At 36.7% G+C, this 12,332-nt stretch carries 12 protein-coding genes; 4 read left to right on the forward strand and 8 right to left on the reverse strand.

What is annotated here, in order from left to right:
- Nucleotides 1-121 precede the first annotated feature (121 nt).
- From phoU to gshB, 6 genes are all read right to left on the reverse strand, one after another.
- Nucleotides 122-844, reverse strand: a complete 723-nt coding sequence (phoU, locus tag ACFILA_RS06720; RefSeq protein WP_273790564.1) for a phosphate signaling complex protein PhoU — start codon at nt 842-844, stop codon at nt 122-124.
- A gap of 21 nt (nt 845-865) precedes the next feature.
- Nucleotides 866-1,624, reverse strand: coding sequence for a phosphate ABC transporter ATP-binding protein PstB (gene pstB, locus ACFILA_RS06725; RefSeq protein ID WP_273790565.1), 759 nt, complete (start codon nt 1,622-1,624; stop codon nt 866-868).
- Between the two features lie 51 nt (nt 1,625-1,675).
- Nucleotides 1,676-2,965 carry a phosphate ABC transporter permease PstA gene (gene pstA / locus ACFILA_RS06730; protein ID WP_375631059.1) on the reverse strand — a complete coding sequence of 430 codons (1,290 nt, stop codon included), beginning with the start codon at nt 2,963-2,965 and terminating at the stop codon, nt 1,676-1,678.
- The gene (pstC, locus tag ACFILA_RS06735) at nt 2,962-4,422 is read right to left on the reverse strand and encodes a phosphate ABC transporter permease subunit PstC (protein WP_375637606.1); all 1,461 of its coding nucleotides are present in this window, start codon (nt 4,420-4,422) and stop codon (nt 2,962-2,964) included. Before pstC ends, pstA begins: the two co-directional genes overlap by 4 nt.
- A 75-nt stretch (nt 4,423-4,497) precedes the next feature.
- Nucleotides 4,498-5,544, reverse strand: coding sequence for a substrate-binding domain-containing protein (locus ACFILA_RS06740; protein ID WP_375631060.1), 1,047 nt, complete (start codon nt 5,542-5,544; stop codon nt 4,498-4,500).
- Between the two features lie 132 nt (nt 5,545-5,676).
- Nucleotides 5,677-6,624, reverse strand: coding sequence for a glutathione synthase (gene gshB / locus ACFILA_RS06745; RefSeq protein WP_273790569.1), 948 nt, complete (start codon nt 6,622-6,624; stop codon nt 5,677-5,679).
- An 87-nt stretch (nt 6,625-6,711) separates the two neighbouring features.
- Between gshB and ACFILA_RS06750 the strand changes: the two genes are divergently transcribed.
- Nucleotides 6,712-7,506 carry a molybdopterin-synthase adenylyltransferase MoeB gene (locus ACFILA_RS06750; protein WP_375660872.1) on the forward strand — a complete coding sequence of 265 codons (795 nt, stop codon included), beginning with the start codon at nt 6,712-6,714 and terminating at the stop codon, nt 7,504-7,506.
- 494 nt (nt 7,507-8,000) lie between these two features.
- Here the strand turns inward: ACFILA_RS06750 and ACFILA_RS06755 are convergent, their stop codons facing one another.
- On the reverse strand, nt 8,001-8,240 hold the full coding sequence (locus tag ACFILA_RS06755) for a hypothetical protein (RefSeq protein WP_375660873.1): 240 nt from the start codon (nt 8,238-8,240) through the stop codon (nt 8,001-8,003).
- Nucleotides 8,241-8,328: 88 nt separating this feature from the next.
- The gene (locus ACFILA_RS06760) at nt 8,329-8,892 is read right to left on the reverse strand and encodes a c-type cytochrome (RefSeq protein ID WP_375632302.1); all 564 of its coding nucleotides are present in this window, start codon (nt 8,890-8,892) and stop codon (nt 8,329-8,331) included.
- Between the two features lie 104 nt (nt 8,893-8,996).
- Between ACFILA_RS06760 and ACFILA_RS06765 the strand changes: the two genes are divergently transcribed.
- From ACFILA_RS06765 to ACFILA_RS06775, 3 genes are all read left to right on the forward strand, one after another.
- A complete protein-coding gene (locus tag ACFILA_RS06765; protein ID WP_375657910.1) occupies nt 8,997-9,728 on the forward strand; it encodes a 3-deoxy-manno-octulosonate cytidylyltransferase in 732 nt (243 codons plus the stop codon).
- Entirely contained in the window at nt 9,725-10,588 is an 864-nt protein-coding gene (locus ACFILA_RS06770; RefSeq protein WP_273790573.1) for a prephenate dehydratase, read from the forward strand. The genes ACFILA_RS06765 and ACFILA_RS06770 overlap by 4 nt, the downstream gene beginning before the upstream one ends.
- A gap of 538 nt (nt 10,589-11,126) precedes the next feature.
- Nucleotides 11,127-11,534, forward strand: coding sequence for a hypothetical protein (locus ACFILA_RS06775; RefSeq protein WP_273790574.1), 408 nt, complete (start codon nt 11,127-11,129; stop codon nt 11,532-11,534).
- Nucleotides 11,535-12,332: the final 798 nt, after the last annotated feature.

Consider the following 12,332-nt stretch of genomic DNA (forward strand, 5'->3'; position numbering starts at 1 on the left):
AAAAACTCTTTGTTGCTTCTTTGTGCTTTTCCATAAGACGGTTATCTTATTCTTTCTATAGCTGCACTGTAAGAAAATACTCACATATCTACAAACTTATTTTATACATATAAGAAAAATTTTAATCTATTTTCTTCTCACCTACTCCAACTTTATAAGTAAGGTCATCGCGAGGACGATCAGAGGACATATGGTAACCCGTTATGATATAATGCAGCATTTCAGCAATATTAGTAACATGATCACCAATTCGTTCAATATTCTTTAAACAAAACAGTAAGTGCGTACAAACCGTAATATTGCGCATATCTTCCATCATATACGTCAAAAGTTCACGAAAAAGAGAAGTATACAAAGCATCAATCTTCTCATCACGCTCACGCACCGCGTCAACACGCTCTAATAGGCGACTCGTATAAGCATTTAAGACTTCTTTTAATTGATTGAGTGCTAAAGCTGTAATTGTTTCAAGCCCATGATAAACAGAAGCAGATTGTCGTATTTCTGAAAGTGCAACCGTCCTTTTAGCAATGTTTTTGGCCATATCCCCAATCCGCTCAAGATCAGAAGAAATACGAATGGCTCCAATAATTTCACGCAAATCGACAGCCATCGGTTGGCGTTTGCAAATAATAGCAACCGCTTTTTCATCAATGTCACGTTCTGCTTCATCTAAAAATACATCATCGGCAATCACTGTCGTTGCAAGTTGAAGATCACTACACACAACCGATGCGACAGAACGTTCAATCATCCTTTCTGCATGGCTCCCCATTTCTATAATCCTTGCTCTTAAATATTTTAGTTCTGCATCATAAGAACGGACAGTATGGTTCATAGACATATCTTACACTCCTCAATTCACCTATCCAAAACGCCCCGTAATATAATCTTGTGTCCGTTGCTCTTTTGGTGAGGTAAAGATCATTTCAGTCGCACCAACTTCTACCAAATGCCCTAAATGAAACATAGCCGTATATTGAGAAACACGTGCAGCCTGTTGCATAGAATGCGTTACGATAACAATTGTATAATTTTGCCGTAATGCATCGATAAGCTCTTCAATCCGTGCTGTCGCAATAGGATCAAGAGCTGAACAAGGCTCATCCATCAAAATAACTTCAGGACTAACCGCAATAGCACGTGCAATACACAAACGCTGTTGTTGTCCCCCTGATAAACTTGTTCCAAGATCATGAAGACGGTCTTTTACTTCTTCAAACAAACCTGCCTGCCTCAAACTCTTTTCAACTACATCATGCAATTCAGAGCGCGTTTTTACTAAACCATGAATGCGTGGACCATACGCAACATTCTCAAATATAGATTTTGGAAAAGGACTGGGCTTTTGAAAAACCATTCCAACACGAGCGCGCAATTCTACAACATCAATCCGTGTGTCATAAATATTCTCCCCATCTAAGGTAATAAGACCGGTTGTTTTAGCGCCTTCAATCGTATCATTCATACGGTTAAAACAACGCAAAAAAGTCGACTTTCCGCATCCTGATGGACCAATCAAAGCAGTTACTTGATGTTCAGGAATATCAAGTGTAATACCGTGGAGTGCTTCTTTGTCTCCATAAGAAACCTTCACATCCTCACCACGCATTTTAATCTTCATTACAAAAATTCACCTTACAAAAATCTTATCAAAGTTGTTATTTTATTAAAATTACTGGCGGCGTTCAAATCGTCGTCGTAAAAAAACCGCAGAAATATTCATGATCGCAAGAAAAATCATCAATACAATAATAGCACCTGATGTCTTTTCAACAAAAGCACGCTCTGCTTCCCCCGCCCACATAAAAATTTGAACAGGCAAAGCCGTTGCTGGATCCATGGGGGTCGTAGGAATATTAACAACAAAAGCAACCATTCCAATCAAAAGCAAAGGAGCTGTTTCACCCAAAGCCTGAGCAATTCCAATAATTGTGCCTGTCAAAATGCCAGGCGCTGCTAAAGGAACAACATGATGAAAAATCATTTGTGTTTTTGATGCTCCCAGTCCTAAAGCTGCTGCACGAATAGAGAGAGGAACAGCACGCAGAGCAGAACGTGTTGCAATAATGATCGTGGGAAGAGTCATGAGCGCTAAAACAAGACCACCAACAAAGGAGGCTGAACGTGGTAATCCTAAAAAATTAACAAAAAAAGAGAGTCCTAAAAGACCAAACACAATCGAAGGAACAGCTGCAAGATTATTGATATTAACCTCTATAAAATCTGTAAATTTATTTTTGCGTGCATATTCTTCCAAATAAAGAGCCGTTGCTATGCCTATTGGAAGTGAAACTAATAAAACGATGCCTATCATATAAAGAGAACCAATAATCGCAACACCTAATCCCGCAGTCTCAGGACGACTTGAAGCGCCAAATGTAAAAAAACCAATATTAAATGTTTTATGAAGCGTACCATCATGCGCTAAACGTTTTATCCATTCCACTTGTCGATTAGAAACTTTACGGTTTTTTTCTGCTACACGCAGATCAATCTGTCCCTTATAAGCAGAATCAATATCCGCAGATGCCAAAACTTTAACTTTTTGCATTGTGCCAATCAATTTTGGATTCTTTGTCACCATTTCACGTAGTTGAACGCGGACACCATTTGAAAACATACGGTTAACGTCCCGAAGAGAGGCTCGATCATTTTGATTGATATTAAGTTTCTTTGCTAAAGCATTGCGTACAAGAAGTGGATAATTCGCCGTCATGAGAACTTGTGGTTTTGTTTTACGTTGACCACTTGGATCGATGATCTTTTCATCCAAATAAATCGACAATGTCATTTCACTTTGAAAAAAAGCTGTATAACCCTGACTAATGATAGACCATAAAAGCGCAAATAAAAAAAACAAACCAATAAAAATGGCAATCAAACCATAGGCACGAAAACGACGTTCAGCCCAATATCGACGCTTGAGACTAATATTGCGACGAGGAAAAAAATCTTCATTCATTCATATTGTTCCCGATATTTACGCACAATATAAAGAGCCAGAATATTCATCAAAAGTGTCATAACAAAAAGCGTCATCCCTAAGGCAAAAGCCACCAGAGTTTGTGGAGAATTAAACTCAAAATCACCGGTCAATTGATTAACAATCTTAACAGTCATCGTAGTCATTGCTTCGAAAGGATTGAGTGTTAAGTTTGCTGCAACACCTGCCGCCAAAACCACAATCATTGTTTCTCCAATTGCACGCGATGCCGTCAACAATATAGCCCCCATAATCCCTGGAAGCGCTGCTGGTATAACAACTTTTTTAATTGTTTCAGATTGTGTTGCGCCTAAACCATAAGAACCTTCACGTAAAATGCGTGGAACAGCCGTAATAACATCATCCGATAAAGAGGAAACAAAAGGTATCAACATAATTCCCATCACAACTCCAGCGGTCAAAACACTTTGTGCCATAATAAAACCAACCCCACCTGAGAGAGAAACAGAAAGATCACGTAAAAATGGTCCTACAACCTTCAAAGCAAAAAAACCATAAACAATGGTTGGGATGCCAGCAAGAACTTCCAATAATGGTTTTACAATTGCTCGCAATCGCGCAGAAGCATACTCAGCCATATAAAGAGCTGAAAATAGTCCTATAGGTACAGCAAAAAGCATGGCAACAAATGCAATATAAAGCGTACCAGCAAGAAGCGGTATTAAACCAAATTGTCCTACTTCATCGCCTGAACCGCTCGCGGAAAAACGTGGATCCCAAACTGTTCCTAAAAAGAAATTTGAAAAGGATACAGACTGAAAAAAGCTTACTGTCTGAAAAAGCATAGAAAGCGCAATGGCTATTGTTGTCAAGACTGCAACAATAGATGCACAAATCAATCCAATAATAATAAAAGATTCAACCTTATTACGCGCACGTTGATGAGGCGCAATTTGCATCATTCCACAGATAAAACCAAAGGACGCAATAGCAAAAAGGAAAACATAACCTATAAATTTAAGCTTTTCAGAAGAAAATACCCACGACTGTGCTATTTTGAACACATCATCTGATGCTTCATCGGGTAAAATCCATCCCTTCGCGAGTAATTGTGCCTGCACTTCCTTATAGGAAGCGGTAGAAAGATTCCCCTCAAAGCGATGAATCTTTTTGACGAGACTTCGAAGTGTCTCCCAAAGTAGATCGTGATTTACAGGCTCTGTTACATGCGCACTATACGCCTCAAGCTCTCGAGAGGCATTATATTCTAAATAAATTGTACTCCCAGCATCCCAAACAATTAAAAAAATAAAAGCTGGAATAACAGTAATCAAAAATGTCCACCAGCCATAATAATACGCACGAGAATGCATTTTATGTTGTCTGTATTCAAGAATGCGTGCTCGCATATAAGAAATACAAAAACCACAAAATCCAAAAATCAATAATAACAAAATAATAAAGGAAATGCGCATTTTATCTTTCAGTTTTTATAAAAAAATAGCATCCAAATTCCCTATCCCAGAAATCCAACAAATTTTCCCTGCAAGTTATTTCAATGTCATTACTCGACCAGCAGAAAAATCAGAACGCTGTGCTTGACGCTCCTTTTCAGGAGAAACAATCAAACCATATTCAGCCAAAGGACCCTCTGGACCAATCATTTGATCAGAAAGAAAAAAGTCAACATACTCTCGCAAACCTGAAATAATACCTAAATGTGCTTTCTTAATATAGAAAAAAAGCGGACGAGAAACCGGATATTGTCCACTAGAAATCGTCTCAACTGTTGGCGCAAAACCGTTAATATCGGCAACTTTTAGTTTATCAGCATTATTTTGATAAAAAGACAAACCAAAAATACCAACCCCTGTTTTATTAGAAGTTAGACGCGCAAATGTTTCAGAATAATCACCATCAATATCAACCGCTTTTCCATCCTTACGTACCGCAATACAAGCAGTGTGTATCTCCTTATCATCCATTCCTAAAGACTTCATCACTTCAACTGCCCCACTCTCTTTACACCCCTTAGTAAGTAATTTTTCCTCAAAAACTTCACGTGTCCCATGCTTCTCCCCAGGAATATACGCTGCTATCGTCCAATCAGGAAGAGCACTATTGACTGCACTCCATTTCAAAACATTATTCGGTTGCAACTTTCCGTCTATAATAATTCGAGCAGCAAGGGCTTTATAAACATCTACTGGCTGTAATTTCCAATCAGGTCCCTTAATATCAGTTGCAAAAACAATGCCATCATACCCAATACGTATTTCCTCAACATCTTTTACACCAGCATCAAAACAAGACTGTAATTCACTCGGTTTCATTGCTCGCGAAGCATTAACAATATCAACAGTGTTCTCCCCAATACCACGGCAGAATTCCTTAATACCAGCTCCTGTTCCACCCGATTCGATAACAGGAACCTTAAAATGAGGATAAATTTCTCCAAATGTTTCAGCAACAATCTTTTGATAAGGTAAAACTGTAGATGAACCAGTAATCTGTATTTGATCGCGCGCATTGCCTCCATTTGCTGACAGCAGTAGCGCAAAAAACAATCCCACTCCAATTGATAATACTCTGTTCATCTATAAGCTCCCTAAAAATTGAGGATAAAGCCTCTTAATTTATATCATACGGTCATTCTAGTTCACATTTGCAACATAACAAATATAAAAAACAACATGGATCATTTTTTAAAACCATGTTTTTGTCCTCTGTCAAATAAATTCATTTGAACGCTTGAACTCAATAACATCCCAAAACAAATGAGCAACATCTGTACCGCAGAAGCGTTTAATTTCACGAATTCCCGTAGGAGACGTCACATTAATTTCTGTTATATAATCTCCAATCACATCAATCCCCACAAAAAGAAGACCTCGTTCCTTTAAAGCTGGACCAATGCGTTCACAAATCTCATAATCACGTTTTGTTAACTCAACATTTTCCGCGCGGCCTCCAACATGCATATTAGAGCGCACATCTGTTTCTGTCGGAATTCGATTAATAGCTCCAACAGGTGTACCATCAAGCAAAATAATCCTTTTATCTCCTTTTCGTACTGCCTCTAAATAGCGCTGAACAATAAAAGGTTCGTGATAAATTTCTGCAAACATTTCCAACAATGATGCTAAATTGCGATCATCTTGTTTTAAATAAAAAATACCAGCGCCCCCATTTCCATAAAGTGGTTTAACAATAATATCGCCAAATGTCTCTCTAAAAGCTGTTATTTCTTCAATATCTTTGGTAATTAATGTTTCTGGCATCAGATCAGAAAATTCAGTCACAAAAATTTTTTCTGGACTGTTGCGTACCCATGCCGGATCATTCACAACGAGTGTTTTAGGATGAATACGTTCTAACAAATGAGTCGTTGTGATATAATTGAGATCAAAAGGTGGATCTTGGCGTAAAAGAACCACATCCATATCTGTTAATTCCGTGCGAACAGGCTTTTCTAATTGATAGTGGCTTCCCTCTTTATCATGTACAATCAATGGCTCTAGTCGTGCAATCACACAACCATCATACAGAGATAAACGATCTGGTGTATAATGGAAGAGAGAGTGTCCACGTTCTTGTGCTGCTAAAGCGAGTGCAAATGTCGTATCTCCTTGAATCCGAACTGTTGAAATATGATCCATCTGAATGGCAATTTTCATAAATAAATCCTCCCTATCCTAAAAGCAGACTGGTCTAAGCATCATAAACTTAGTAAACAATAAAAGAACTATGACAAGAGAAAATTTATGACAAAAGAAACAGATACAAAATTAAACAACAAAGAAATCGAACGCTATGCACGCCACATCATTTTGCCTGAGATTGGTGGTGTAGGACAACAAAAGCTAAAAAAAGCACGTGTTCTTGTTGTGGGTGCTGGTGGTCTTGGTGCTCCTGTCTTAACCTATTTGGCTGCCGTAGGTGTAGGAACCCTTGGAATTGTCGATAACGACATCGTTTCACTTTCCAATTTACAACGCCAAGTTATTCATAAAACAAATGCAATAAACAAAAGCAAAACAGACAGTGCTGAAACCACTATAAAAGCAATAAATCCCCATGTTGTAGTTGAAAAACACACCCTACGCTTAGATAAAAGTAATGTGGATAAACTGCTTAATGCTTACCACATCATTGTTGATGGAAGTGATAATTTTACGACGCGCTATCTTCTTGCTGATCACGCTGCCCAATGCAAAAAACCCTTAATAAGTGGTGCTGTAGAACGTTTTAATGGCTCATTAACCGTCCTTATGCCGTATAAAGACAATAATCCTCACTATCGCGATTTATTTCCCACCCCTCCAGCTCACGGGACTATCCCAACATGCGCTGAAACTGGAATAATCGGTGTTTTACCTGGCGTTATTGGGACCCTACAAGCAATGGAAGTTATTAAAATGATCACAAACATCGGAGAGCCATTAGTAGGAAAGATTCTTCTCTATAATGGATTATTAGCGCAATTTAATATTATTACTTATAAACGCTCAAATTATAAAGAAAATGCCGTAGCTCTTAAGAATCTTGGAGAATCATGATTATGTTCTCTCTTCCACTAATTTTTAGCACTCTCGCAATATATATTGAAATACTAATATTTTATCGCAAGTCATCAAAACATTGTAACCAATGAAACCTATTAAATTTATCACAAATATGGAAAACCTTTTGTGAAAAAATAATTCTCTATAATGGATTATCAGCATAATTTCATGTCATCGTCTATAAATGGACAGAGACTCGTGGGAACGTAGCTGCTATCAGTATTCTTGTGTAAAAAATTTTCAACGTAGATAAAAATACAATCAGCAGAACTCTATTCAACTATTTTACTATTCACACATGAAAATTGTTTCACATGAAAGTGCTTACTTCAAACCATAACCTATAAATAAATAATCTAAGTCATATTTTAGTGATTGATAATATAGAAGGTCAATGATCTGTACCTACACCTCTAACCTCAAGAGAAAACGTCTATTCATCAAGCATCATAAAATGCAGCTTAGGATCATTGCACGTATAAGAACAATCAATTGTCTCTGATACATGGAAATTGATGTAAAAGTACATGGGGATTGATGTGCATAGAAGGATTAAGATAAACCTCATGGAGAGCTTTAATTACATAATTATCGCATTCAGAAGCAGAAAGTTGCGGCTCATGAATTGATAATCCTTCAGCAATAATTTCACAGACAAGTATATGTAGAAAAAGTGAAGCAAACAAATCTTGAAAACCAATCTGCAGATGACAGCGTAAAGAGTGCATTTTTATAAAAGAGCTCTTTTTATAAAACCGTGAAACTAAAATTACAAAAAGTCAGACTTCTTTCTAAAATTAACATCTATGGTATAAGTTAATTTGGCTCGTTCGCTTTATTATTATCCATTGGTAAAGGAACAGGATGATCGGATAAACTGCGTAAATAAAGCAAAAGATCGGCACGATCTTGATCATTTTTAATTCCACGAAAAGACATAATGGTCCCAGGAAAAGCTTCACGTGGAGAATGTAAATAACGATCTAACGTTACAAAATCCCATTTTTGATCAGAATGAGCACGTAATGCCCGTGAATAAGCAAAACCTGCTGCTGATGCCAAAGGGCGGTTAACAATCTCCCAGAGGACTGGACCAACACGCCCTGCTTCATTGCGTCCAGATGTGTGGCATATGGCACATTGGCGAAAAACTTTACGGCCATTTTCAAAATTGCCTTGTTGAAGGCGGCTATTTAGTGATAGGGAAACATCAGGTGCTTTTTGTTTTTCTTGAAATATATCATTCTTGGCAACTGTATGATGATATTGGACTGATGTAGGATGATCGTAAATTATATTGCTGAGTGTGGAAATCCCCACAACAGCGACCAGCACACATAAACAAGCACAAATAAAATAAATAAATCTCCGGCGATTCATAAAAACTCAAATGTTCACGGTTTCATTACCATTTTTAGTCTAAGCTTTTTCTTTATAACACACAACATCATAAATGCATCACAGATGACATTTGGAATCTTACAATGGCTCTTAAACCAATTATTCTTATTCCTGCCCGTATAGGCTCAACCCGTCTTCCTCAAAAAGCTCTCGCTGAAATTGGCGGAAAACCGATGATTGTTCATGTCGCAGAACAAGCCAAAAAAGCTGGAATAGGACGTACAATCGTTGCAACAGATCATAATGATATCGCTAAAGCTGTTGCAGATTATGGACATGAATATATCATAACACGAGGTGATCATAAGTCTGGATCTGATCGTATTTATGAAGCTTTAATGCGCATTGATCCGGAACAACGTTATAATGCCATTTTAAATGTACAAGGTGACTTACCAACAATAATGCCTCGTGAAATCATTCGTGCGCTACGCCCTTTAGAAAATAGCTTTACTGATATTGCAACCTTGGGTGCCAAAATCATTGAAGAAAATGAAACAAGAGATCCCAATGTTGTCAAAATCATTGGTACACCGCTTTCTCAAAATCGCCTTCGTGCTCTTTATTTTACGCGCGCCACAGCACCCTATGGAGACGGTCCTCTTTATCACCATATTGGAATATACGCCTATAGGCGCGAAGCACTTGAGAAATTTGTATCATTCAAACCCTCACCACTTGAGAAACGTGAAAAACTTGAACAATTACGTGCATTAGAAAACAACATGCGTATTGATGTGGAAATAGTCGATACAATTCCCTTAGGTGTAGACACACAACATGATCTCGATAGAGTTTGTGAGATTTTAGCATGAAAATACTAAAAAAAACCAATAAAATTTCTTTCCAAGGAGAATACGGCGCTAATTCCCATATTGCTTGCTCCAATATGTTCCCCAATATGGATGCTGTTCCCTCTGCTACTTTCGAAGACGCCCTTAATTTAGTGGAAAGCGGGAAAGCTGATCTTGCTATGATCCCTATTGAAAATACCCTTGCGGGACGCGTTGCAGACATTCATCATCTTTTACCACAGTCATCTCTTTATATTATTGATGAATATTTTTTACCTATCCATTTTCAACTCATGGTTTTGCCCGGCGTTACACATGACGAAATTAAAACCGTCCACAGCCATACGCATGCCCTTGCACAATGCCGAAAAATCATACGAAACAACGGTTGGAAACCTGTTGTTTCTGCTGACACCGCTGGAGCTGCAAAATTTATTAAAAAAAATGCTAAACGTTCACAGGCTGCCTTAGCACCTTTAATCGCAGCAGAACTCTATGGACTTGATATTCTTGAAAGAGATGTTGAAGATAACCCTCATAATATTACCCGTTTTGTCATCCTTTCACGCTCCAAACGACATGTCCCCAAACCTCAAAATGGCGAAAAAATCATCACCAGTCTTCTTTTTCGAGTGCGCAATGTCCCCGCTGCTCTCTATAAAGCTATGGGAGGATTTGCAACGAATGGTATCAATATGACAAAATTAGAAAGCTATCAAATTGGTGGAAATTTCAATGCAACACAATTCTTTGTTGATATTGAAGGGCATCCTGAAGACCCGATGATGAAACTTGCCTTAGAAGAATTATCTTTCTTTTCTGCAGAACTGCGTATTATCGGTACTTATCCAGCACAAAACGATCGAACATCGTATATATAAAAGCAATTAGGCTGCTATCATTCTTTGCTGATATCAAAGAGCATCGTAAAAATTTCATAATGCAACGTATCTTGAAAGAGCTCGGTTTTTTTCTACTCAACACCCTTCATAAAAACTGAAGAAGAAAAAACGACTCATAAAAGAATATATAAATTATTTCCATAATATTTTTTCACAAATTATATCATGATAAAAAGCACTTCAACTTGTATAAAAACCAGTGTAAAAAAACACAGTAACTACAAATAAAAACGCTTGTACCATCTATTTCCCTTTATATCTTCAAAGAGAGCTTCTTGAGAAAAGTCATTTCCTCTGACAATATTCCAATAAAGATAACGAACTTCTAAATTAGCTCTCAAAATAATTCAAATTATTATACATGATAGAGCATTCAAATTTCTTAGACTGATATCAGTCTGAACATGGTTTAAAACTAGAAAATGCAACTTAGCCCTGATTTTAGCGTTAAGTTTGAGCTTTTATCTTTATAAAAATTGATTTATGATTCACCTCACTTTAGAAAAAGGAGAGGATAATGAAAAAAATCTTCATGCAAGGATTATTAGCCGCAAATATTCTCGCCTACTCTAGTGGTGCGTTTGCTGGCTTTGGTGAGAAAAAATGGAATTTTGGGCTGGATGAAAGTGTTGTGATCATACCATCCGATACAATCCATCAAGGAGCTGAATACTCTTGTAGTATCTTTGAACCAAAGAAAGTATCCTTTACTTTATCGTACTCTACCCCTTCTGATTTAAACAAATTGAGAATTGCTGTTGATGATGAAAAGAAAATAACCCATGATAAAGAAAAGAAGATCTTTATCCTAAAAAATATAAAATCTCTTCATATAAGTTTTCCTTCGTCAGGACATTATATTTTTAAAAATATTACGAAGAAAAAAGTTGTTGGAACAAATTGTGACACAGGAGATTATGATTAACAATATTTCTATAACATCTAAATTTTAGTAGATTTATTTTTTTTCAGTTATTTTTTTCAAAATACAGCATAATGAGCCATTAAAACTTATCGCTGAAGAGGTGTTTTTATCCTAATATGGCAAACCTTAAGTTGCTCATAAGGTTAGATATTAAGGAACTTTTACGAAAACTAAAAGACTAAATTTAAATTGTTCTGTATTTTCTACTATCAGAGCTATTTTTTTTAATAAGAATATGCTTCTCTCTTCGCAACTGCTTCATTTTAAGTAATATAAAGCACATCGTACCCAAATCACTTAGATAAACGGAAAAGTAAAATTTTCTCTACAGATGCATTCCTCACTGCACTTTAAGTCATACTCATTCAGCTTTTTATAAAAATTATCTCGCTTTTCCCTCCTTATTAAAGAATATATTATTTGAAACTATAAAATCTCGCTTACTATCGATAAGAACCATTTTTATGCTTATAAAATCAGTATCCCCTTATTTCTATAGCGTTGAATGTTGCATCTTCTCTTGTATGAGTACAGCCCCTTAAAAAATATATGAAATCTTTTCTCAAATAATGAAACTTCATATATTGACCCACCTTGTGATGAACATCAATGTTTTTTAATTAAAAGAACAAGCACGCAAAAAAAGAGCGATAACATCTATTCAGTATTTATATATTTATATTATGTTAAAAGAGGTGGTGCTCTTATAAGATATTTAAGATACTGGCTTATCATTATACGACTTTGATTTTCTTACACTGAATTAAAACCACGAATAAAGTAAGATCCTCCCATCTT

It is taken from the genome of Bartonella sp. CL71SXKL, from assembly GCF_042194935.1.
In the GTDB taxonomy this organism is placed as follows: Bacteria; Pseudomonadota; Alphaproteobacteria; order Rhizobiales; family Rhizobiaceae; genus Bartonella.

Bases quoted from the DNA above. Each gene is read 5' to 3' on its own strand.
- ACFILA_RS06775 (WP_273790574.1), top strand. From the start codon at position 11,127: ATGAAAAAAATCTTCATGCAAGGATTATTAGCCGCAAATATTCTCGCC.
- ACFILA_RS06740 (WP_375631060.1), bottom strand. From the start codon at position 5,544: ATGAACAGAGTATTATCAATTGGAGTGGGATTGTTTTTTGCGCTACTG.
- ACFILA_RS06750 (WP_375660872.1), top strand. From the start codon at position 6,712: ATGACAAAAGAAACAGATACAAAATTAAACAACAAAGAAATCGAACGC.
- ACFILA_RS06755 (WP_375660873.1), bottom strand. From the start codon at position 8,240: ATGCACTCTTTACGCTGTCATCTGCAGATTGGTTTTCAAGATTTGTTT.
- pstB (WP_273790565.1), bottom strand. From the start codon at position 1,624: ATGAAGATTAAAATGCGTGGTGAGGATGTGAAGGTTTCTTATGGAGAC.
- ACFILA_RS06765 (WP_375657910.1), top strand. From the start codon at position 8,997: ATGGCTCTTAAACCAATTATTCTTATTCCTGCCCGTATAGGCTCAACC.
- ACFILA_RS06760 (WP_375632302.1), bottom strand. From the start codon at position 8,892: ATGAATCGCCGGAGATTTATTTATTTTATTTGTGCTTGTTTATGTGTG.
- phoU (WP_273790564.1), bottom strand. From the start codon at position 844: ATGTCTATGAACCATACTGTCCGTTCTTATGATGCAGAACTAAAATAT.
- gshB (WP_273790569.1), bottom strand. From the start codon at position 6,624: ATGAAAATTGCCATTCAGATGGATCATATTTCAACAGTTCGGATTCAA.
- pstA (WP_375631059.1), bottom strand. From the start codon at position 2,965: ATGAATGAAGATTTTTTTCCTCGTCGCAATATTAGTCTCAAGCGTCGA.
- ACFILA_RS06770 (WP_273790573.1), top strand. From the start codon at position 9,725: ATGAAAATACTAAAAAAAACCAATAAAATTTCTTTCCAAGGAGAATAC.
- pstC (WP_375637606.1), bottom strand. From the start codon at position 4,422: ATGCGCATTTCCTTTATTATTTTGTTATTATTGATTTTTGGATTTTGT.